The 24,083-nt window shown below is 42.8% G+C and carries 16 protein-coding genes, 1 tRNA gene and 1 riboswitch; of the genes, 11 read left to right on the top strand and 6 right to left on the bottom strand.

The annotated features are described in order from the left end of the window. Positions 1 to 18: 18 nt before the first annotated feature. Both AAFN85_RS09775 and AAFN85_RS09770 read right to left on the bottom strand, forming a co-directional pair. Positions 19 to 825, bottom strand: a complete 807-nt coding sequence (locus AAFN85_RS09775) for a phytanoyl-CoA dioxygenase family protein (RefSeq protein ID WP_347526996.1) — start codon at positions 823 to 825, stop codon at positions 19 to 21. A 271-nt stretch (positions 826 to 1,096) separates the two neighbouring features. Further along, the gene (locus AAFN85_RS09770) at positions 1,097 to 1,873 is read right to left on the bottom strand and encodes an SDR family oxidoreductase (RefSeq protein ID WP_347526995.1); all 777 of its coding nucleotides are present in this window, start codon (positions 1,871 to 1,873) and stop codon (positions 1,097 to 1,099) included. Between the two features lie 220 nt (positions 1,874 to 2,093). Between AAFN85_RS09770 and AAFN85_RS09765 the strand changes: the two genes are divergently transcribed. Beyond that, positions 2,094 to 3,233 (top strand): hypothetical protein, encoded by a 1,140-nt coding sequence (locus tag AAFN85_RS09765; protein ID WP_347526993.1) that lies wholly within the window; start codon positions 2,094 to 2,096, stop codon positions 3,231 to 3,233. A 193-nt stretch (positions 3,234 to 3,426) separates the two neighbouring features. Here AAFN85_RS09765 and AAFN85_RS09760 read toward each other — a convergent pair whose 3' ends face one another. Next, entirely contained in the window at positions 3,427 to 4,227 is an 801-nt protein-coding gene (locus AAFN85_RS09760) for a DUF5995 family protein (protein ID WP_347526992.1), read from the bottom strand. 216 nt (positions 4,228 to 4,443) lie between these two features. Next, positions 4,444 to 4,557: riboswitch (SAM riboswitch) on the top strand. Positions 4,558 to 4,650: 93 nt separating this feature from the next. Here AAFN85_RS09760 and AAFN85_RS09755 point away from each other — a divergent pair. The 5 genes from AAFN85_RS09755 to AAFN85_RS09735 all read left to right on the top strand — a co-directional run bounded on the left by AAFN85_RS09755 (position 4,651) and on the right by AAFN85_RS09735 (position 11,464). After that, positions 4,651 to 5,220 (top strand): TlpA disulfide reductase family protein, encoded by a 570-nt coding sequence (locus AAFN85_RS09755; RefSeq protein ID WP_347526991.1) that lies wholly within the window; start codon positions 4,651 to 4,653, stop codon positions 5,218 to 5,220. A gap of 390 nt (positions 5,221 to 5,610) precedes the next feature. Further along, positions 5,611 to 8,793 carry a SusC/RagA family TonB-linked outer membrane protein gene (locus AAFN85_RS09750; RefSeq protein ID WP_347526989.1) on the top strand — a complete coding sequence of 1,061 codons (3,183 nt, stop codon included), beginning with the start codon at positions 5,611 to 5,613 and terminating at the stop codon, positions 8,791 to 8,793. A 5-nt stretch (positions 8,794 to 8,798) separates the two neighbouring features. Further along, positions 8,799 to 10,235, top strand: a complete 1,437-nt coding sequence (locus AAFN85_RS09745; protein ID WP_347526987.1) for a SusD/RagB family nutrient-binding outer membrane lipoprotein — start codon at positions 8,799 to 8,801, stop codon at positions 10,233 to 10,235. Between the two features lie 42 nt (positions 10,236 to 10,277). After that, positions 10,278 to 10,349: transfer RNA gene (locus tag AAFN85_RS09740), tRNA-Cys, on the top strand. Between the two features lie 179 nt (positions 10,350 to 10,528). Further along, positions 10,529 to 11,464: a PIG-L family deacetylase gene (locus AAFN85_RS09735; protein WP_347526985.1), complete on the top strand. Its 936-nt coding sequence runs from the start codon at positions 10,529 to 10,531 to the stop codon at positions 11,462 to 11,464. A 13-nt stretch (positions 11,465 to 11,477) separates the two neighbouring features. On the opposite strand, the gene AAFN85_RS09730 is transcribed toward AAFN85_RS09735, so the two are convergent. Continuing rightward, on the bottom strand, positions 11,478 to 12,695 hold the full coding sequence (locus AAFN85_RS09730; RefSeq protein WP_347526983.1) for an MFS transporter: 1,218 nt from the start codon (positions 12,693 to 12,695) through the stop codon (positions 11,478 to 11,480). A gap of 177 nt (positions 12,696 to 12,872) precedes the next feature. Continuing rightward, positions 12,873 to 13,571 carry a DUF2461 domain-containing protein gene (locus tag AAFN85_RS09725; RefSeq protein WP_347526981.1) on the bottom strand — a complete coding sequence of 233 codons (699 nt, stop codon included), beginning with the start codon at positions 13,569 to 13,571 and terminating at the stop codon, positions 12,873 to 12,875. A gap of 173 nt (positions 13,572 to 13,744) precedes the next feature. On the opposite strand from AAFN85_RS09725, the gene AAFN85_RS09720 reads away from it, so the two are divergent. The 5 genes from AAFN85_RS09720 to AAFN85_RS09700 all read left to right on the top strand — a co-directional run bounded on the left by AAFN85_RS09720 (position 13,745) and on the right by AAFN85_RS09700 (position 21,221). Continuing rightward, positions 13,745 to 13,966, top strand: a complete 222-nt coding sequence (locus tag AAFN85_RS09720) for a YdeI/OmpD-associated family protein (RefSeq protein WP_347526979.1) — start codon at positions 13,745 to 13,747, stop codon at positions 13,964 to 13,966. A gap of 246 nt (positions 13,967 to 14,212) precedes the next feature. After that, a complete protein-coding gene (locus tag AAFN85_RS09715) occupies positions 14,213 to 15,826 on the top strand; it encodes a tetratricopeptide repeat protein (protein WP_347526978.1) in 1,614 nt (537 codons plus the stop codon). Between the two features lie 264 nt (positions 15,827 to 16,090). After that, positions 16,091 to 18,865 (top strand): TonB-dependent receptor, encoded by a 2,775-nt coding sequence (locus AAFN85_RS09710; RefSeq protein WP_347526976.1) that lies wholly within the window; start codon positions 16,091 to 16,093, stop codon positions 18,863 to 18,865. Between the two features lie 25 nt (positions 18,866 to 18,890). Continuing rightward, complete coding sequence (locus AAFN85_RS09705) at positions 18,891 to 20,156, top strand: right-handed parallel beta-helix repeat-containing protein (RefSeq protein WP_347526975.1); 1,266 nt, start codon at positions 18,891 to 18,893, stop codon at positions 20,154 to 20,156. A 45-nt stretch (positions 20,157 to 20,201) separates the two neighbouring features. Beyond that, on the top strand, positions 20,202 to 21,221 hold the full coding sequence (locus AAFN85_RS09700) for a phytase (protein WP_347526974.1): 1,020 nt from the start codon (positions 20,202 to 20,204) through the stop codon (positions 21,219 to 21,221). A gap of 362 nt (positions 21,222 to 21,583) precedes the next feature. On the opposite strand, the gene AAFN85_RS09695 is transcribed toward AAFN85_RS09700, so the two are convergent. Continuing rightward, on the bottom strand, positions 21,584 to 24,016 hold the full coding sequence (locus tag AAFN85_RS09695; protein WP_347526973.1) for a TonB-dependent receptor: 2,433 nt from the start codon (positions 24,014 to 24,016) through the stop codon (positions 21,584 to 21,586). Positions 24,017 to 24,083 lie beyond the last annotated feature (67 nt).

The raw sequence follows: 24,083 nt of genomic DNA, 5'->3' as shown, positions 1-24,083 counted from the left end.
AAGGCTATTAACATATTTTTATTTTACTATACCTGCAAAGCGTTGATAAAAAGCCGTTGGGCTATCGGCATGTTTCGGCTCGAATTTACCGGCGATGATGGGAATGTATATTACCCGGCGGCGGCTTTTTTCACCGATTACTGATGATTGGGCTACGCGGTGCCACAGGCGGCCATCATGAATGGTAAGGTCGCCCGCGGTGGGGGTAATAGCAATCTCATTTTCATCGGTATCGTGATCCAGGAAATACTTTTTACGGAAAAGCAACTGGTAAAGGTTTTGCTTGTGCGTGCCAGGCAAAATGCGCAAACCTCCGTTTTCAGGCTTTAAAGTACTGAGGTGGATGCCCACATTCAGCATCGGGTTTAGTTTTTGCCCCTGGAAAATATCGCGCAGGCCATCAGTATGCCAGCCCATTTTAGTAAAACTGCTGTTTGGGCCGTTTACGTAGTGGTTAAAAACCATTCCGTCCTTCTCTTCAGTTCCTAAGCGTGCGCCTTCGCCAACAAGGTTTAACAGAATCTGGAAACGCGGATCTTTTGAAAATTCATCAAGCGTGCTGCTATGTTTATTAATAAAGGCGAAACGCTGTACAATTGGCGAGCCATCAAGGTCTTTACCATATTTAATCGGCACTCCGTTCACTTTTTCGGTTTTCTCGTCAATCCATTTTTGCTCAACCTGTTTTGATGCATTGATGATATCGTTTACCGTTTCTGGTTTGATGAAATTTTTAAAGTGGATATAACCGTGTTGATTAAAAAAAGCTTGTTGTTCGGGCGTAATAGTTGAGCCTAAGGTGAATTTTTGATACGAAGCAGCCATGAGTGGAATGATTAAAATGCTGGAAATGAATTTGTAAACCTGGGTGTTACCCTGGGTGTTACCTGCTGAGGCAACGGTAGAAGGACCGAAATCCGATAGGGAGAATTAGCAACAACAGCTACACATCACCCTTGTTAACAAGGGCATTCGCATTGGGCATGCAGATGATATGTGGTGGTTATTATTCAATGTATATTAAGTCTATCTTTTTAGTGGACTAATGCAAATGTAAACAAATTGTTAATCGTACCAAATATTTTTGAAAATATTTTTAATGCTTGTAAAGATTGGCCGCAATGCCTTCGCTAAAGCTTTTAGGGATATGCCGCACCCCGAATACCGAAAGCCTGTTTAAAAATCCCGGCACTATTTCCGCTTTTTTATTGAACATACCTTTAAGGCCAATGCGGGCAACATCATCAGCCTGCATATTAAATTTTTCGGCCAGTTCGGCAAGGGCTTCCATTCCGGCGCGTTTGGCAAAACCGGTATCGGTAGGGCCGGGGCTAAGGCAGCTTACTGCTATCGCGGTGTCTTTTAGCTCATACCTCAACGCCCTGCTGAATGATAATACAAATGCCTTAGTTGCCGAATATACTGCCAACACCGGTACAGCCTGGTAAGCAGCGGTGCTTGCTATATTAAGGATATTTGCCTGTTTTTGCTGTTTTAGTAAGGGGATAAACAAATGCGAAAGTTCAACAAGGGCATTCATGTTCACCTGCATCATGTTGGTTTGGCCGTCAAGAGGCAGGGCTTCAAAATCGCCCCAAAGGCCATGGCCTGCGTTATTGATCAATATAGATACCGGAACGGCGATTGTGTTAACCCAGTTAAGTACGGTTAAAGCAGCAGCATTTACGGAAAGATCGACAGAGAGATACTCAACATTAATTTTATAGTCGGCAATAAGCTGGGTAGCCAGGCTTTGCAAGTCGCCTTGTGAGCGTGAAACCAGCAGTAAATTATACCCTTTTTGTGCAAGTTGTAAAGCCATTTCCCGGCCAATGCCTTTGCCTGCACCGGTTATTAAAGCGTATCCATCCATCCGTATCGCAATTGTTGATGAATTGCAAGTTTAAATAAAAATAATCTACTAAACTTGTAGACTATTTAAAATGTTTTTACGTTTGTAGTGATATAGCAAAACATTATGCTCCGTTTTCATATTTTAAGCTGTAGCCCGCCAGGGTGTTGTTGTTGCCGATGCTGATTAACAATTAGTCGTTAAGCACTATCGTACAATAATAACCGTTTAAAAAATTGCCATGAAAACCTTTAACATAAAGTATTTTTTTACTGCTTTTACAGTTATCAGTTTTGTTCTTTTTACTTCTACGGCCTCGGCTCAGCTCTCGGCATCGTTAAGATTTAAGAATAAACTGCCCGATACACTGCTGCATAATATTATCGATGATAATTACATGGCTGCCATTGCCAGCCCTAAAGCTGATAATAAGTTAAGCACTGAAAGTATAACAAGCTTTGAAAGCAATATCGAAAGTCAGCTGGATACCCGTGCCGGTCGCGAAAAACTGTTAGGCTATTTAAAAGATCTGAGCGATAACAACAGCAACGAGCTTGCATATAATCAGGCAAAAGCGCGAGGTTACTACAAACTGGCCAGCGTGTTTGCCAAATTACGCATGTATCCCCTGGCTATGAAGTGTTTTTTTAAAACGATGGGCTACAAGCAGAAGGGGCAAAGCAAGTCGGATTCGGTGGTGGCGGATACCGCGTTTAGGTTTAACGGCAATGCCCTCACCATTAATGCCGCCGATGATTCAGTATTTGTAAATAATCCGGTTCAGATCAAAGAGAAGAAGGAAAAGAAAAGCAAGTCTATCACTTACAATCGCATCCTCAATACATTTAACGATGGTAAAAAAGCTGCCGCTTATGCTTTGCTATTTCACGTTAAACAGCCAAAACCAGGCAAGCCAACCGTATTTGTGCGGGCTAATACCGGGCATACTTTTATCACGCTTATAAAATATAATACCGATTCAACCTCGGTTTCGGTGTCGTTTGGGTTTTATCCTATTAAGGACAATATCTTTTCGGCCACTCCTTGGGAGCCTGAAACTACCGGAGGTTTCAAAAATGACTCGGAACATCACTGGGACGAGGTTATGGGTAAGTTCATTTCCGAACGGAAGTTTAAACGCATCCTGAAACTAACCCAGCGTTACGAGGGGTTGGAATATCATCTATCAAAAAATAACTGTACCGATTTTGCTTTGCAGGCCGCGGCCTTCGCTGGCTTTGGGGTAACCAACTCTAAAGGGGCATGGCCGCTGGGAAGTGGTAATAATCCGGGGATAACCGGGCAAAGTATTATCGCCGGCGGTGTTTATGATGATGATAACGATGATGTTTTTATCAATTTTGATGAGGCGGTGAAGTAGATTTTTACCCTTGTTTAGCAAGAAAAAAGCGAGGGCTTGTGCGATTCCCTCCCTTGGGAGGGTGTAGGGAGGGGTTTCGCCTCTATGCATATTCGCTTAGCATAACGTACAAACCCCTCCCTGCAACTACACTTCTCCATCGCGCCCCTCCCAAGGAGGGAATTAAAAAAAAATCTCCGATTGTGGCGTTACTTTACCCCGCTTTCACCACCATTTTATCATCCACACTAAAATATTTCTTCTGATCTTCCTGTAGCAATTCAATCACTTTTGCCGGATTTTTCCATTCAAAAAGATGGATGAGCCAAACTGTAAACCTTAAAAAGCCGGTTTGGTTAATGAGGCTTTTACCTATGGCCAAAACATTCTGGTCGCGGGCTTTGATCTCGGTTGGTCTGTCGGTTATTGTTTTGGCGTATAGTTCTTCGGCAAAACACCAGGCACCATCACGGGCATTATCGATGCTAAATTGGATGAGTACCGAATTGCTGTTACCCGCGTGCAGGCCAAGTAAAGAGAGCAGGGGGGATGATCGGTCAATTTCGCTCAGCACCTGGTAGGTTAGTGAGGATATGATGGTATTGATCATATTAAAATCATTATGCAGATCCTGCATCGGTTTATCTCCCGATACTTCAACTGCCGCTACCCCAAGATCAAGGTTGATATGGGCATTCATCCCCAATAACAAATGCTGTAAAATTAAAGGTGAGGAGCGCTTGGCTGTTTCAAACGCGAATTTCCAACAGGCCGATGGTTCGGCACCCTGTTGCCACAAAGTGTAGGCTTCGAGATAGCGGTTGGCAAAAATAACATCCAGCTTTTCCATCCGTGGGCCATCCTGAAACTGGCCGTTCCGAATGCCGTCGCGTACGCTGGCGGTCACTTTATAGTACAAAACCGCGAAGTAACCGAGGCGGTTGTTACTTTTCTTGCTATCATCAATAATAGTTTGCAAAGCGGTTATCACTTCATCAATGCTTGTTGCCTGCATAAGGTAGGTAGGGTTTAATTGTTGGTTAATGCGCTGTAAAATAGATAAATAACCGGCGTAATGCAAGCCTTGTAACGTTTTAATAATTAAATCCGCAATAGCCCGGCAGGTAATTTAAATGTCATTTGAAAGAAAAATATAATTAATTCTATAATATCTATGTGATTAGTAGTTTATTTATATATATTTGCACCATCAAATGGTTCTTTAATATTTTAATTATCAAGAAAGACTGAGGGAAAGGCCCTGTGATGTCTTAGCAACCTGTAAGCCCATTGTTATAAAGGTGCTAATTCCTGTCTGCCGGTTTTATGGCAGTGAAGATAATAAAAGTAAATAGCGCATGATTTACATACCGTGCATCTTCTCCTTTTATTCTCCGTTTTTCCTGATAATTAAGTATTGAGGTTAATACGTACAACGATGAATATTAAACATCTACTTTTTACTTTCTCGCTGGTTGTTACTACCGCGTTTGCATCGGCCCAAACAAAAACAGCTGCCAATCCTGCCGATGTGGATAGGGGATATATTGTAAAAGTTGGCGATACCGCCCCTGCTGATTTTGAACTGGCTTTAACCGATGGCACGAAAACATCGCTGAAACAACTGCGTGGCAAAGTGGTGATACTACAATTTATCGCAAGCTGGTGCAGTGTATGCCGCGAAGAAATGCCACACCTGGAAAGCGACATATGGCAGGCTTATAAAGATAAAGGCTTGGTGCTGATAGGCGTTGACCGCGATGAGCCGCTGGAAAAAGTAAAAGGTTTCCATCAGCAAATGAACATCAGCTATCCGCTGGCACTTGATCCCGGTGCTGATATTTTTGGCCGCTTTGCCAACAAAAAAAGCGGCGTAACCCGCAACGTGGTAATTGATAGGGATGGCAAAATAGTGTACCTCACCCGCTTGTATGATAAGCAGGAATTTGCATCAATGCTTAAAGCTGTTGATGCTTTGGTGAACAATAAAACCGCATCACTAAACTAAAACTATAAACACTATGGTGACCGGCTTGGCTGGTCGCCATTTACAAAAGCAACACTATCTATCGCATTTATATTTATACTATCGTCATGAACAAAACCATTACCCCCGTAGCACAAAGCGGCCTGGTTCCTGCCTCAAATTCATCATTGCAGTTTGCCTGCACAACCTCCTTTTTAAGTATGCAAAGCATGCGTTGTTGCTGTTGATCCTAAACAGCAGGTGATAAACGCTTAGGCCATTAGCGGCTTAAGGGCATGTTATCTACCTCAACAATCAATCAATTCTTTACAGTTTTAAGCTTTTCGGCAGGACTTTACACACCTGTTTCAGCTACTGCTATGCTTTGTTTAAGCTGTATCGACATTAAAAATCAATCACAATTATTTGATCATGTTAAAAATTTACAAAGTATTACTGGCAGTTTTATTGCCATTTATTCTCATCCAAACGGTTGCGGCGCAATCTGTTAAAATAAGCGGCCTGGTAACCGCCAAAGCCGATGGCTTACCCCTGCCCGGCGTAAGTGTATCAGTTAAAGGAAAAAATACCGGTAGCCAAACAGATGTGAACGGTAAATTTACGGTTACCGCCAATGTTAACGATGTACTTAGGATAGCCTATATCGGTTTTACCACGCAGGAGATCCCGGTAACCGGCAACACTACCTCACTCAATGTGGTATTGGTTGAACAAGCCAACTCACTTAACGAAGTTGTGGTTACGGCCCTTAACATCTCTAAGGATAAAAAATCACTGGGCTATTCGGTTCAGGGGTTAAAAGCAAAAGATATTTCTGAGGCTAAAGAAAGCAATTTTGTTAATGCTCTTGCCGGTAAAATTGCAGGTGTACAGGTAACCAACAGCCAGGGCGATATGGGGTCATCGCGTATCGTTATCCGCGGTGAAACTTCTATCTCGAAAGATAATCAGCCATTATTTGTGGTTGATGGTGTTATTGTTGATAACAGCCAGCTTTTAGGTTCTGGTGGTTCGAGGGATTTCGGCAATGCCCTTTCTGATCTCAACTCAGAAGATATTGAATCGATAAGCGTATTAAAAGGCCCCAACGCGGCTGCTTTATATGGCTCACGTGCAGCTGCAGGTGTGGTGCTGATCCGTACCAAAACGGGTAAAGGCGTAAAAGGACTTGGCGTAACTGTTAACTCAAACACCAGTTTTTCGAGCGTACAGATCTTGCCCGAATACCAAAACCAATATGGACAGGGTTCGAATGGCAAATTTAGTTACGTAGATGGCAAAGGCGGCGGCGTAAACGACGGTGTTGACGAAAGCTGGGGCCCGGCGCTTGATGGTGCTTTGATCCCGCAATTTAACTCTAACGGTGTGGCTGTTCCGTTTGTGGCACACCCTAACAACGTAAAAGATTTTTTTAATACCGGTGTTACATTAAATAACGGTATCGCATTAGCAGGTAGTAATGAAAAAAGCGATTTCCGGGTATCGTACAATAACCTGCACCAAACAGGTATCGTGCCTAATACATCGCAAGGTCGTAACTCATTTGCGTTTAATGCAAGCTACAGGTTAAGCCCTAAATTAACAGTAAACACATCTGCCAATTATATTAAAGATGATGCCGATAACCTGCCGGGTACTTACGGCAAGCGTGCTACCAGTACCATGTTGCAATTTACCTGGTTTGGCCGCCAGGTTGATATCAGCCAATTAAAAAATTATAAAGATGCCAATGGCAATACCTTTAACTGGAACAACAGCTACTATAGCAACCCGTACTGGTTGGCTTATGAAAATACAGTTGGTCAGCATAAAAACCACCTGATCGGTAATGTTGAGTTGAATTATAAAATTATTGACGGTTTATCGGCAAACTTCCGCACCGGTACCGATTATTATAATGACCGCCGTAAAATAAAAGTAGCTTATGGTACTAATGGTACACCTTTCGGCTCGTACGAAGAAGATGCTTATAGTGTAAATGAAAACAACACCGAAGGCAGGTTACAGTACACTAAAAAGCTAAGCAATGATTTTTCGCTGGATGCTTTTGTGGGTGGTAATATCTCGGTAAAAACATTCGAGCAAAATGACCAGGTAGCACCTAAACTTGCCATTGCCGGTTTATACAACATGAGCAACTCGCGCGATCCGCTGGTATCAACAAACTACTACTACAAACTGAAAACCAACAGTGTGTTTGGATCGGCACAGCTTGGGTTCAGGAACTATGCCTTTATTAACGTAACAGCACGTAATGATTGGTCGTCATCATTGCCAATCGAAAACATGTCGTACTTCTATCCATCGGTAAACGGTAGTTTGGTATTATCAGAAGCTTTGGATATTAAAAGCGACGTACTTACCTATGCTAAGGTAAGAGGCGGCTGGTCGAAAGTGGGTAAAGCTACTGATCCTTATCAGTTAAGAAACATATTCGCATTAGGTACCCTTTTAGGTGCTAATCCGCAACAAAGTTTACCTGCTATCGATGCCAATAACAAATTAAAGCCAGAGAGCACAACCTCGGGCGAGGCTGGCTTTGAATTGGGCTTTTTCCAGGATAGGGTGCACTTAGATGTAAGTGCGTACAACACCAATAGTGTTAACCAGATCATTCCGGTACAGGTTAGTTCGGCAACAGGCTTTAGTCAGAAAATCATCAACGGTGGCCGTATTAACAATAAAGGTTTAGAGGTGCAGCTGGGTATCACCCCAATTAAATCAAAAGGGTTTACCTGGGAAGTTACCACAAACTACTCGTTAAACCGCAGTAAAGTGGCCGCGCTCGACGCTGAAGGCCGCCTTCAAAGCATTGTGTTAGGTAGCGACCGTACCGTGCAGGTATTGGCAGCACTTGGCCAGCCATATGGTACCTTGTATGGTAACGCTTATCAACGCGATGCCCAGGGACAGATAGTTATTGGTGCCAACGGTACACCGGTTATCAATCCAACCAAACAATACCTTGGCAAATACACGCCAAATTGGTTGGGAAGTATCAACAACAGCTTTACCTATAAAGGCATTAACCTGAGCTTTTTGGTTGACGCGCGCTTTGGCGGATCGATCTATTCAAACACCAACCGTACCGGTACTTACACAGGTGTATTGGCCTCAACATTGCCAGGCCGTGGTACTGCTAACGGAGGTTTAAGCTATTACTATCCAGGCAATAATACAGCAGCTGCTGCTGTACAGGTAAGTGGAGCTGCACCAGGTGGCGAAACCGTTTATCATGATGGTATGATATTTAAAGGTGTAAAAGCTGATGGTTCGGCAAATAACACTATCCTGTCTGCACAATCATACTATAAAGGGTTTACCAATGTTGATGAGGCTTTTGTTTACGATGCTTCATACATCAAACTGCGTGAGGTGAAATTAGGCTATAGCCTGCCTGCAAAATGGATCAATAAAATAGGTTTCCAGGGTGCTACATTTTCGGTAGTTGGTCGTAACCTGTGGATCATCCATAAAAACGCACCAAATATCGATCCTGAAACAGCCTTTAACGCCGGCAACGGTCAGGGTTTGGAAGATTTAACCTTGCCAACCGTACGTAACATTGGTTTTAACGTAAACCTTAAATTTTAATCATCATGAAACTTAAATATATAACCATATTATCCGGTGCTGTTTTACTATCAATAACATCGTGCAAAAAAGAACTCGCCCGTACCAATATTAACCCTAACGGATCGGAAGTGGCACAGCCCGATTATTTGCTTACTGCTGCCACTAAAGCCAGTTCAGATACGTATTGGGGCGTAGCTAATAACATGGATGCCAGCCTGCTTTTTGTGCAGTATTGGTCTAAAATTCAATATACCGACCCCGACCGCTATATTTTTACCAACAGTTCGTTTGAAGATCTGTGGTCTACAGGTTATTCAAAGGGGATCGTGAATTTTAACCAGATCATTAAGCTTGCCGATAGCCAGAGTAATCCTAATTATAAAGGAGTTGCCTTAGTGCTGCGCTCGTGGGTGTTTAGTTTGCTTGCTGATTCGTACGGTAATGTGCCTTACAAACAAGCAACCAATATTGATCAATACCTTACCCCGGCTTATGATAGCCAAAAGGATGTTTATTTTGCTTTGTTAGATGATTTGAAAGCAGCCCAGGCAGCGCTCGATCCATCGGGTAAAGCCATTGCAGGCGATTTAATATATAGCAACAGCATCGCCTCGTGGAAAAAGTTTGCCAACTCTTTAAGGCTTAGGATAGCTTTACGCATTGCCGATAGAGAACCGTCCAAAGCGAAACAGGTATTGGATGATATTAAAGCTGAGGGCGGCTCATACATCAGCACGAATGCCGAAACAGCGCAATTCGTTTATCTAAGTTCGCCTAACCAAAACCCGGTAAGCAATTTGTTTGATACCAGGGACGATTACCGTATCAGCAAAACAATTGTCGACCAGTTGTTTGCGCTGAATGATCCACGCCTGCCGATATATGCGGCAAAAACGCAGGATGCTACCCCACAAACCTACGTTGGTTTACCAAACGGATTGTTAGTGGGCGATGCCAGTAACTACGGGTTTACCAAAACCTCAAAACCCGGCACCTATTTCAGGGCACCGAGTGCCCCGGCAGTAATATTAAGCTACGCCGAAAGTTTGTTTGACAGGGCAGAAGTAGCAGCCCGTGGTTTCACTGCCGAAGACGCAGGTGCACTATACCAGCAAGCGGTTACAGCAGCCCTTACCCAATATAGCGTAAGCAGTGCGGATATCACAACCTACTTAGCTCAAAATTCGGTGAAATATGATGCCTCTAACTATAAAAAATCAATTGGCAATCAAAAATGGTTAGCCTTATTTGGTCAGGGACTTGAAGGCTGGACAGAATGGCGCAGGCTTGATTATCCGGTATTACAGCCTGCGGTAGCCGGTACTTTAAGCGGTAAAATACCGGTAAGGTTTATATATCCAGGATCGGAGCAATCATTAAACAAAACAAGTTACAGTGCAGCAGTTGCCAGTCAGGGTGCAGATCTGCTTACAACCAAGCTTTGGTTTGATGTAAACTAAAATAAAACGGCGGCTATGTTTTAAACCGTAGCCGCCTAATAAGGCGGAGTGGCCGAGTGGTTAGGTGGGGGTCTGCAAAACCTTTTACGACGGTTCGAATCCGTCCTCACGCCTCTTATTGCAGCTAAAAGCGGAAGGCAGAAAGCTTAAAGCTGTTTAGGATTAACGAAACTTATACGCCACGTCATTGCGAGGTACGAAGCAATCGCATGCTATACAGGGCGGCTTTGCTTCCGTGCGATTGCTTCGTACCTCGCAATGACATGTTATTAGAAAGCTCTTTAATTATTAAAATGAAAAAGCTCATCTTATTATTGCTGACGATAATTGGTCTGGATGTTAACACGATCAGTGCGCAAACAACCGCACCAGCACCCCGTGCCCTGGTGGTAATAGCCCATCCCGATGATGAAAGTACTTTTTCGGTAACGCTATACAAAATAGCCAAAGAGCAGTATGGCATTGTTGATATGTTTGTGATCACCAACGGCGAAGCCGGCTACAAATACTCAACCCTTGCCGAAGATTACTATGGTGTTAAGCTTACTGAGGAACCTGTTGGCCGTGCAAACTTGCCCCGCATCCGTAAAAAGGAACTGACTAATGCAGGTAAGATACTTGGGGTTAATAAATATTATTTTGAAGATCAGCTGGATGCCCATTTTACGCTTGATGAAAAAGAACCGCTGGATACCAGCTGGAATGTTCCGACAGTCAAGAAACGCTTGAACCAGGTACTAACTGCAAACCACTACGATTACGTTTTTACCTTATTGCCAACTGATGATACCCATGGAGGCCATAAAGCGGCCGCAATATTAGCGATAGACGCGGTGAAAGAATTGCCAGCTCAAAACCGCCCCGTAATTTTAGGAGCGGGCACGGCTAATAAAACAGATGCGGTGAGCCGGTTTTCATACTACAAAGGATATCCCGAAACGCAAACTATAACAGATACGGCTTTGTTTAAAATTGACCGCACAGCATCATTCAGCTATAAAAACCGCTTAAATTATAAAGTGATTGCCAACTGGGAAATTGCCGAACATAAATCGCAGGGCTTTACGCAGATGAGCATGAGTGATGGAGATTGGGAGCAGTTCTGGTATTTCTCGGTGAACGATAAATCCAACATTCAAAAAACTACCGATTTTTTTAATAAGCTTAGCATAACTCCATATCCTGCTAAAAGCTATCCCGAAGCTAAGCCTGTTTATACAAAGTTTTAAGTTTAGCGAGTGCTTAAGCCACTGCAGCCAATGATGATACTTTCGCTTCCTGTTTTTTATTTAGGCGATGGATAAAGTACATACCAATGGCCGACAGTACGATCAATATCATATAGCTATAGCTAAGGTTCCGCTCATCATGTGCAGGTATGAAGTACACAATACCATAAGTTAAAAACGACAGCAAAACATATACGCCACCACCTGTTAAACCGCCCGCAATGCCAGCGTTTTTAGGGAAGCGGCTCATGCTGTAAGTGAAATAGTTGTTATAGGTATAACCCGCACAAACATGGATCAAAAATGCGAAGGTTACCATAGCGTACAAGCCGGTTATAAATTTCAGGCTGATGATCATGATGGTTACTAAGAGCAGTTGCAGCGTAATATTTGTGGCCATTTTTTTGAAGAACGGGCGCTCGATAGTGGCTTTGCCGATAAAGCCGCCCACCATCCAGGCCAAGCCTAATATCAGCGAACAGTAGCCTGCAATAACAGGGGTGAGGTGGAGTTGGTGCTCAATAATGAATGGCCCGGTCATGTTATAAACCATCACCATCGAATAAGCGAAACACAGCATCAGTAATCCAAGAGTAAAATCGGTTGATCGGATCATGGTGCCGTAAACGGCAGTAATTTTTTTGATATGAAATTCGGCAGGTTTCTTTAATGTTTCGCCGCTGAAGATGAGTTCAAGCACAGCGATCACCAATGCCAGGCCTCCCAAAAAGTAAAAATTATACTCCCAACCTAAGGCGCTTTCCAAATATCCACCCAAAAATGGTGCTACAATAGGCCCTGCAGACCAGATAATGGTGAATAGACTTAAATAATGTTTTAACTGTTTATCCTTATAAACATCCACAAAAAACGCCCTTTTTGATACCACAATAAGCGCCACAGTAATACCATGGATGATACGCATAAGGTACACCAAATAAATATTATGTGTTAAAGCGATAACAAAACTGGCTGCCGCAAACACCAGCAAAGCCACCAGGCTAAAGCGGTAACGGCCAAAACTATCCAATATGCTACCAATAAAAAGCTGTGAAATACCGTAGCTAATGAGGAAGAAGGTAAGTGTCATCTGCACCTGCAAACTACTGGCGTGCATACTTAGCCCCATGCTGGGTAGCGAGGGTATGTATATATCTGTGGCAAAGCCCGATAACGGTATGAGGGAAAATGCCAGCAGGGTGGCAATTTTTTGATTTTTTTCTTTTAACATCGCACTAATTGTTATAGTCCGTAACGGCCTTTACAAGGGTGTAGATAGATCAGATCTCATCGACGCCCCGGCCGATAATGCTGCGAAGTTAAGCAATGAATAGGCGGGTATGTTGTAAAAAATACAATCGCCGGTACGTTTTTACTTAAAAGTTATAATTGATGCCTGCGCTGACTTTTAAATGATCTCTATGCCGTTGATATCGGTGCTCAACACTTCGCTCATATAATCAAAAAACGGCCGCATGGCTTTGAAGCCTTCGTTCATTTTATATAAAAAGTCATCAGCCAATACCTCTTCATCGGTAAAACGCCTTCTGAGCAAAAACTGTTTATAGCGAAGTAGATCGATAGCTTCATTATCGGCGTCAAAGCCTTTTGGTGTGGTTTTAAGTTGCTCTCCTTCTAATTGCCCAAAATTACTTATGAACAGATCACTGTTCAGGATTTCCCTCAAACGTGTGGCATCGTAGGCAATTTCTTCCCTTATTCGTTTCAGGTCATCGGTGTTGGGGCCCCAGAAGCCACCGCCAACAAAGCTATTGCCCGGTTCTATGTGAAAATAGTAACCGCCACGGCGGTTTTTACCGGCACGTTTAAAGCCGCCGCTCCAGTTGGTTTTAAACGGTGTTTTATCGAGGCTGAAACGGGTGTCGCGGTAAATGCGGTGCAGGCTTTTTTTGCCCGATGGGGTTTCGATAACATCATGTACGTTCATCAGCTTTAGCAACTCGGTGGCAAATAGTTCAATGTTGGCAAGCTCTTTTAAATAAATGGGCTTGTTAGTGTTGAACCAGTTGCGTTCGTTATTTTCTCTTAGTTGTTCAAGAAAATTAAGGTTGGATGATTGTATGATGGCTGGTGTTTGTTTTGTCATGACAGATGTTGTACCGGTTAACGGCAAATATATTATCGCTATGCTATATATTTTAGCATAGCTTTAAAAATTACAGGTTGATGATCCATTAGACATGATCAACTCAAATTTTTAATGCCGCATTGATGTATTACATTTGATAAAATCAGATAGTTATAAAAGGCAAAACATATATGCTTAAAAAAGGAGAACATATTGAAGGCACGCCTGCAGAGTTACAGGTTTTATTGGATCAGGATGCCGAAGCGAATGAGTTTTTTGAAGGCCTCTCAAAATCATACAAACAAGGCTACTGCGATTGGGTAGGATCTGCTAAACAGGAAGAAACACGCAAGGTAAGGGCTGACAAAGCGATGATCATGCTTAGGAATAAGCAGAAGACTTTAAAAACCTAACTAAAGAACCGCAAAGTCCAGACTTACGAAGTTTTTAAAACTTCGTAAGTCTTATCTGCATAGCGGCCTTGCAAGGTGTACAAGATTTCTCCTCACGCCATTACTTTGCCCCGCGTCGTTCGTCGAAATGACAGTGGACAGGTGATATTGTTAATAGAAAGCCCTGTAATGTTATCCTTAACATTAAATTAATATTAAAGCGCGTCATTTGTTGATTATTCTCTCATAAAATCAGCTGATTAGCAAATGTTTAAGCGCTTCTGTTTCCTCATCGCAGTTTTTAGTTTCATATTATCAGGTTTAAATGCCCATGCCGAGGACGATCGGTTGCTCTCCATTCATTCCTTCAGCCAAAAACACCCCGACTCGGCACTGATCATCCTGAAAAAGATCTACGCCCGCGCCGTAGACAAAAGCGACGGTGTAGCTGAAGGCATGTGCCTGCAGCAAATGGGAGAGATCTGCTTTAACCAGGGCCACTACGCACAGGCTCTGGAGTTTTATCTGCATGCCGATAAGGTTTTCAGCAAGATCAATAACCCCAATTTACTCGCAGCCAACATGGGCGAAATGGGTGTTTTGTACTACTACAACAAACAAGTAGGCAAATCTCGGCAGATGTACAACAAGGCGCTGGCCATCTACAAAAAGAATAATAATTTGAAGGGGCAGGCGGCCATTTTCGGTAACATCGGTCACCTGTACGAAAAAAGTCACCAGTACGATAGTTCATTCTATTACCAAAACCTCGCCCTCAAAAGTTATAATCAGGCAAACTATAAGCAAGGCGCTGCAAAAATTTACGAAAACCTGGGCAGTGTATATGAAGATCTGGCTAAGTACGATTCCGCCTATGTATGTTTTAATCGCTCATTGCAATTATACAAGGAAGACCATAACGAGATCGGTTCGATAGAAGTGATCAATAACCTTGGTGATATTCTGCGAAAAACGGGGAAGTATAAAGAAAGCATAGTCCAATCCCGTCGGGCTATGGAACTGGCGCGGCAAACGGGGAATATTTATCAGTTGGCATCTTGCAGTAAAGACCTTGGAAAAGTGTATGAGCTGATGAACCAGATGGATAGCGCCTATCATTATGCCGAGTTAAGCCGCAAATATTCGTTAGAAGTTTACTCGAAGGACGGTGTTAACCAAACCGCTTTTTTACAGGTGCTTTATGATATGAACAAAAAGAGCGACGAGATCAACCGCCTTAACAACGTACGTAAATTAAACCAGGTGATGGCTATTGCCGGGGTGATTGTAACAGTGCTCATCATTATTTTGAGTCTGGTGATCTTTAGCAGGCAGCGATTTAAAATTAAAGAGCAGCAAACACTGGCCCGACAAAAGGAGGCCGAGCACGAGCTGGTGCAGATGCAGTTGAAAAATCAGCAGCTGGAGGAAGAAAATCTGAAACAGCAACTCGAAATAAAAAGCCGGGAACTTTCAAACCATACTTTAAACCTGATCAAAAATAACCAGTTTTTGGAGCATTTGCGCACCACCCTGCACACCATGGTTAAAGATGATAAGCGCGACCAGAAAAAGCAGATGCAACAGCTCATCTCGCAAATAAACGACAGCTTCAATCACGAACAATATTGGAAGGAATTTACTACCGCCTTTGAGCAGGTGCACCAGCAATTTTTTGATAATATCCGTAAGTATAGCAACGAGCTTACCTCGGCCGATATGCGGCTCATCGCGCTGATGCGTATCAACCTAAACTCTAATGATATAGCCACATTACTTGGCATTTCGCCCGATAGCCTGCGTGTTTCGCGTTACAGATTGCGTAAAAAGCTTAATATTCCGCAGGGAGATAACCTTACAGCCTTCATTCAGGCTTTATAATAGCGTTACATGAGCACAGTTTTTTGGCCGGATTTTGACTAAAAACACAGCTTAACAATTTGTTAATGTAACGGTAACGAAACGATAACGGAGGTTTTTAATTGGTTTAAATATTTGATATTCAATTGTTTGTTATTTATTGTTTCCTTTTGATATACGGTGTTTGTAACGGTGTTGCCTTAATGTAACAGCCTAAGTTTCATTGCTGTTTGGATGTTACACAACTTTGCACCGTCAACCAAAAACGGACACAATCCCTAAGTGATGAATAAACTTTTACAAATTCTGTTACCGCTGCTATTTTGTGCTACGGTAGCCAGTGCAGCCAAAATTAAAGGTCATGTTTATGACAAGCAAACGGGCGAGGCCCTTGTTGGCGCAACCGTTGTTTTAGAGAAAACCAACAAGGCCACCACTACAGGCCTGGATGGCTCGTTCGAAATTAAAGATGCGCCTAATGGCCCGGCCACCATCAAAGTAACTTACATTACCTACAAAACAGTTATACAACAAATAACTGTTGAAAAGGATGCTCCGCATGTTAAAATTTACATGGAGCCGGCCTCTAAAGATCTTACCGAGGTTACCGTAAGGGCGTCAGCCGGAGGATCAACTGATAGGATGGCTCGCCGCATTGAGCAAAACGCGGCGCAGGTAATGAACATTGTATCGGGCAAAGCTATCGAGGTATCTCCGGATTTAACTGTGGCAAACGTAATGCAGCGTGTATCGGGCGTATCTATCGAGCGTAACAGCAATGGCGATGGTCAGTATGCTATTTTGCGCGGTATGGATAAACGCTACAATTACACATTGGTAAACGGCGTTAAAATTCCAAGTCCGGATAACAAATACCGTTACGTACCACTCGATCTTTTCCCTGCTGATATGTTAGACAGGCTTGAAGTTTACAAAACTCTTACTCCTAATTTAGAGGGCGACGCCGTAGGCGGAGCTGTAAATATGGTAATGAAAAACGCACCTGAGCGTTTGCAGATCAACGCTAACATCGCTACTGGTTACAGCCAGTTGTTTTTCGACCGTAAATTTACCAGCTATGATGCATCGGGCATAAACCATAAATCACCTTACGAACTTCATGGCCGTGATTATAATGCCACTCAGGCCGATTTTAGCAAAGGCGTGTTTAATTACACCACAAAAAAACCGGCACCTAATGTTATCGGCAGTTTATCTATCGGGCAACGTTTTTTGGATAATAAATTGGGAGTTATTGTTGCCGGGAGCTATCAAAATACATATCGCGGTAGTAACAGTACTATATACAACCCAAGCGTAACCGGTACTGATGAGTATAGTATTATTACCAACAAAAGCTACCGTGAATATTCTACACAACAAACCCGTTTAGGTTTGCATGGTAAAGTAGATTACGCGTTTGATAAAAACAATAAGATCAGCTTATATAATGTATATGTTGATTTAAAAAGCCAGGAAATTCGCGATGCCGTAAGTACAACTTATAATGGTGTTTATGATCCGGCCAACGGTAATGCCGAATTGGTTTACAACACCCGCAGCCGCTTAACCGAGCAGAAGATATACAACAGTACCCTGCATGGCGATCATAAGTTTTTCAATGATAAATTTAAGGTACAGTGGTCGGCTGTTTATTCTACTGCGCAAAACGATGTGCCTCAAAATACCAATATTGAGTTAAACGGTTTGCAACAAAATTTTCAGCAAACCCGCACCTCGCTGGTAAATACATCGCCTGTTGAAATGCGCTGGGAGCGTAACACTGATAATGATAAAGCAGGATATTTAGATCTTACCTATAACATATTCAGGGGCGACAAAAAACTTGATATAAGTTTTGGTGGTTTATATCGCGATAAGCAAAGAAGCAGTTTTTACAACAATTATACTTTGTCGCCATCAGCAGCAAATGCCGGTTTGTTATACGGTAAAGATTTTCAAAATTATTCCGATCTGCAATTGGTTGTTACCAATCCTACCGGTGGCGTTGCTAATCCGCTTACTTACGATGCATCAGAAAAAACATCGGCAGGTTACGGTATGTTCACCTACAAATCAAATACCTGGGAGTTTATCGGCGGTGCACGTATTGAGCATACCAACCAGGGATATCACATGTTATTTGCCCAAGGCGAATCAAGACCCTCTGGTAATCAAGTTTATACTGATGTTTTGCCAAGCTTAACAGCAAAGTATCACTTAACGGATAAATCACAATTACACGCTTCGTATTATAAGGCCATTAACCGTCCTGGTTTTTATGAACTTATTCCAGGCGGTGCACCGGGTGAGGATTATGATGAAAAAGGTAACCCTGATTTAAAAAGGGCTTTAGCTGATAACTACGACCTACGTTACGAACTTTTTCCGGGTGCATCTGAGCAATTACTGGTAGGTGCGTTTTATAAAAAAATAAAAGACCCCATTGAGTTTATTTTCCAGACTGATGGTACCACACACTCAAACGTTTATTTTATACCGGGTAATTTTGGTAATGCTAAAAACTACGGACTGGAGCTTGATTATATAAAATTCTTTAACAAGATAGGTATCAAAGCCAACTATACCTATACCCACTCGCGCATTACCACTCCTAAAAACAAACGCGAGATTGATGCTACCACCGGCGATATAAGAACCATAAGTGTTAACCAAACAAGGCAGCTTTACGGTCAGTCAGAACAAATAGCCAACCTATCATTCCTGTATAAGGATACTAAAAGAGGCTGGGACGCTCAGGTTGCTGCGGCATATACCGGTCCGCGTATAGTAGCTGTATCACAGTTTGTAAATAACGATCAATGGCAGCAAGGCTTTGTGCAGATGGATGTATCGGCCGAGAAACGTTTTAAAGGAGGCATAAGCGTATTTATAAAGGCAAACAACCTGCTTAATACACCAGCTAAGGTTTACATAAAAGGTACTAATCCGGCAAATGATAAGTTAGGCGATAACATCGTATCAGACGGGCATACGCTTATCCGTAACGATTTATTCGGACAGAGTTACCTGATAGGTGTTAGATACAAATTCAATTAATCAATAAAATATTAAAATTTTCGAGATGAAATTTAAACAGATTATAGCCGTGCTAACGGTGGCATCGCTGGCTTTTACAAGCTGCGAAAAGGCTAATAAAGACGTTGATACAACCCCGCAAAATGGTTCGGCAATTGGCGAGGTTTCGGGTGTATGGGCAAAAGGTAGCGTACATGAAATTAAAGGAGATATCATCATCCCCGAAGGTAAAACCCTTACTATCGAAGAAGGTGTTACCGTTTTAATGGATGCAACCGCCAAGCCCGAAATTGTAGTTAAAGGTAATTTATACTCATTAGGTACAGCCGATAATCCTGTGAAGTTTACCGTTAGCGATGCTTATCGTACTGCCGATAATAAATTTGGTAAACTTTGGGGCGGAATCCTTGCCGGGCCTACCTGTGCCGAATTACTTCTTGATCATACCATTTTAGAGTATGGCGGTAATACCACTTCTGATGCATCAACATCAGTAAAAATGGGTTTATACAAAGCGGTTGCGGGTGAAAACCTGCCGGCACTTTGGTTTTCCAACGTAAACGGTAAACTGGTTGTAACTAATAGTATTATTCGCAACTTTCAGGAAGATTGTACTTACATTGAAGGTGGTAAGATCATCTTTTCAAACAACGTGTTTTATACCACAGGTGTAACAGGTGGCGAGGCCATGAACTTTAAATCGGGCTGTTTGGCTGATGTAGCTTATAACTTTGTTTACAGCTGCAATACCAACGCGCTTAAACTATCAAACAGCGGCGACCGTAACCCACAGGCCTATATCATCGCTTACAATAATACCATGGTTAACACGGGCTGGAGAAGACCAACTGCAAAAGGTGGCTCGGTATGGTTAGAGGCTACCGTGCATGCCGATTTGTACAACAACCTGTTTGCAAACACTCGTTTCGGCATCAAACGCGATCCGAAAAAAGTGGAAGATGCCCGTTCTAAAAATGATTATAACTGGTACTATGGTTATGATCAAACCACGGTTAATCAATTTCAGGTGGGTAGCAATGACGTTGTAACTGGTGGCACGCACGATGTAAGGGGAACTACTGCCGGTCAAAACGATCCTAAGTTTGTGAACTTTCCGTTAGATAACCCGGTTACCAGTCCTGATTATAACACCGCATGGGATTTCCATTTGCAAGGTAATTCTACCGTGTTAGGTAAAGGTACAACCGATTTTACCCGCCAACATAAGGCCGGTATAACATTTAGCAATGGTTTAACTTATACGTCGCCCGATCCTGCAACATACATTGGCGCTTACGGAACTAAATTGTAAACGATGGGGATAGGTAATATTTTTAGTTTAGCGCCCCTGGCGTTAATGTCGCTAACATCTTGCAAACCTGCTACCGATACAACTGATATTAAACCGGTTGTGATAACCCAGGCGGTTAAGTATGATACTGATGATCCTGCTATCTGGGTAAACAAAACAGATCCGGCAAAAAGCCTGATCATAGGTACCGATAAGGATGCTGATGGTGCTTTATATGTGTTCGATTTGCAAGGCAAGATCATCGAAGATAAAGTAGTGCGCGGTTTAAAACGCCCAAACAACGTTGACTTGGCTTATGGTTTAATGCTGAATGGCAAACCAACCGACATAGCCATAACCACCGAGCGCATCACCCACAAGCTGCGCATTTATTCCTTACCGGATATGAAACCGGTTGATAAAGGCGGCATTGATATGTTTGTTGGCGAAAACGGTTATGAATACCGCGATTTGATGGGCATCTCGATCTATACAGCAAAAGACGGTAAAATGTACGCCATTGTAGGTCGTAAAAATGGCCCTAAAACCGGCGGTTACATCTGGCAGTATTTACTGGGCGATGATGGTACAGGTAATGTAAAAGCAACCTTGGTACGCAAGTTTGGTGAGTACAGCGGCAAAAAGGAGATCGAATCAATAGCGGTTGATAATGAGTTAGGTTATATCTATTACTCTGACGAGCAGGTTGGCGTACGCCAATACTATGCCGATCCTGAAAAAGGCGATAAGCAATTATCGATGTTCGGTACAACAGGTTTCGCTGCCGATCATGAAGGCATCTCTATTTACAAACTGACTGATAGCACAGGCTATATCCTGGTATCAGATCAGGGTGCTAATCGTTTCCAGATCTTCAGCCGCGAGGGCACTAAGCAAAAACCGTTTGAGCATAAGCTGGTAAAAGTAGCTAACGTAGCTGCCCGCGAAAGCGATGGATCGGACGTGGTGAATGTGCCGCTTAACGATACTTTTAAACACGGCTTGTTTGTGGTGATGAGTACCGATAAAACTTTCCATTACTATCGTTGGGAAGATATTGCCGGTAAGGATTTGAAAGTGAAATAATACCCCTATTAAACCGGCCGGGTTGTAGAGCACCCGGCTGATTTTTTTTAAAGCTCATCGGCTGTTTTGCTGATGGGCTTTTTTGTTTGGAATTACTAAAAAGATGTTAAATCCTTAAACCCGATGAATCGCCTTGAAAGGAGGCACCTACGGAGCCGAAAGGCTTATGTTATCAAGCTATAAACATGGTACTCCTACGGAGTTAAAAATATCCGCCATTAAAACTCCGTAGGAGTACCATGTTTATAGCAAAACGCAAAGATGGGTTTTGGCTCCGTAGGTGCCTCCTCTTTCTTTTTCAAATTAAACACAAAAGGCTGCCTCCCGCAAGGAAACAGCCTTTTGTGTTGATATAATTATGATTAAAACTTAAGCGCCAGGCTCGCTATAAAAGCCCTTGGGCGTTGTGCCTCTAAAGTAGACCAGCCTTTGTAATATTCTTTATTGGTTAGGTTATCCATCTTTAATGATAAGTTCCATGATTTTACATTGTAAAATACCGAAGCATTAAGTACAGTATAAGCAGGCAGCGTAAATACGCCTGTAGTTTGCCTGTTCAGGATCTTGTTTTCGCTGGCGTAGTTACCGCCAAAGCCTAAACCAAAACCTTTTATAGCACCTTGATCAAAACGATAGCTGATCCAGGCGTTAGCCATATCCTGCGGACCAGCCTCTTCTGGGCGACGGCCTAAGTAATCAGGATCGGCGGTTTTTACTACTTTGCTGGTGTTGTGACTGTAACCTGCAATAATATTCAGACCAGATACCGGGTTGGCAGCTATATCAGCCTCAAAACCTTTGCTCGAATTTTGGCCATCCTGAAGATATTCGTTAGGGCCTAATTGCCTTACTTTATCCGATACCTTGATATCGTAATAGCTTACGGTAGCAGTTAATTTGCTATCCCAAAAATTCATTTTAGCACCGGCTTCCACCTGGTTAGCATGTTCTGGTTTAAAAACGATAGTTTGACCTTCTTGCGTCCTAACCGGGGCAACGTTGCTGAAGCCGTTCATATAGTTGGCAAATACCGAAAGTTTATCGGCAATAGGTTGGTAAACCAAACCAAATTTTGGCGATAATGCAGTTTGAGAATATTTATCTGAAGATGCAGTTGAAAGGCCGCCATTTTTAAAGTGGTCAACCCTTAAGCTCAACATAGCCGAAAGCGTTGATGTAAAATTGATCACATCTGATGCATAGGCACTGTACACCTGTTGTTGCGTATTGCTTGGGCTTCCCTTAGCACTTACCAATGCCGAATCAACATACTGGCGTGATAAATTACCGGTATCATCGCCTGCCATATTAACCATGCCGATGCTTGCATAACCGGTGCCATTGTCAATGGCAACACGGCTAAAATAATCTAAGCCAACCAAAATGCGGTGACGGATGCTACCGGTTTTGATATCGCCATTAAAGTTTTGCTGAATATCGGTTGTATTGGTAACGGCGTTTTGATCGCTAATGTAACGGCCAAAAGTTGAAGATATATTAGGATAGCCGGGCAGGTATTGCGAAACCTCGTACAGGTATGAGTAATATCCTAACGATTTCGCGGTACTGCGCGATAATACAGTTTGCGAGGTCCACTGGTCGTTAAACCTGTAGTTCATTTGTCCCTGTAACGTTGTTGTTGGGTTTTTGATAGTAAGGGCGTTACTGGTGTATGATTTTTTAGGATCGTAACCTAATTCGGCCAGATTTTTGGCGCGCAGGGATGTGCTGCGGTCAAAAAATAGCATAGCCGGGTTGGTACCTTCCGAACTTAAAAACTCGGCATTCACCAAAAATGATAGCTTGTCATCAACCTTGTAAGATAATGATGGCGCGAAGAACCTTACCTTTTTAAAGCCCGCATCCTGAAAGCTGTTTTCATCGTGATAGGCTGCGTTAACGCGTAATAGTAATTTTTTATCTTCATCTAAAGGCGTATTCACGTCAGCTGTGATCCTGTTCAGACCAAAGCTTCCGGCTGTGTAGTTAACCTCACCTTTAAAAGTATCAAAAGGTTTTTTGGTTACCACGTTGATCACACCACCGTACGAGATCAGGCTGCTACCGAATAAAGTACCCGATGGACCACGTAAAACCTCAATGCGCTCTATGTTTGCAACATCAAGGCCACCGTTAGTTAAGCCAGGTAAGCCGTTAACCATGGTTGGCTGTACAGCAAATCCTCTTAAAGAAAAATAACCTGCGCCATCACCACCACGACCAGTCGAGGTCCATAGTTTATCAACGCCCGGCGCGTTTTTCAAGGCATCATTAAAGCTCGTTATTACCTGCTCTTTGATCAGTTCGCTTGATATTACGCTGTAAGCTTGTGGGTTTTCGAGGTTTTTAAGTGGCATACGCGCTACGTAAGCACTTTCTTTATTACCAAACTTATTGGGTTTGTTGCCGCTAACAATAACCTCCTGCAGTTTCTGGTTGTTTTCTGATAAGATAAAGTCAATAATCTCTGTTACGTTTGCTTTTACCTCAACGGTTTGGCTTTGAGATACCAGGCCTATAAGCTGGGCTGTTAGTGTATATGTGCCGGGAGCAACATGGTTGATTTGATAAGTGCCTTTTTCGTTTACCATTGCACCTTTAGATGTTCCTTTTAGGCTGATGCTTACAGCTTCGGCGGGTTTACCATCGGATGTTTTTACTGTACCCCTAATGGTGCCCATTTGTTGAGCAGAGGCCGGGGTGATCATAAATAGTGCTATTAACAGGGATAGCAGCGAAAAAAAATTTGTCAACGCGTCGCGCGTTGCTTTACTAATGCGTAGATTAGAATCCATAGCTTTGTTTTTGATGAGATCGTGAAACAGATTTTGTCAATTCAACCCGGTGTGAAGTTTGCCGACC

This window comes from Mucilaginibacter sp. CAU 1740 (assembly GCF_039839285.1).
Classification (GTDB): domain Bacteria; phylum Bacteroidota; class Bacteroidia; order Sphingobacteriales; family Sphingobacteriaceae; genus Mucilaginibacter.
The sequence above is the reverse complement of the archived record's forward strand: the minus strand, read 5'-3'. Positions and strand labels throughout refer to the sequence as shown.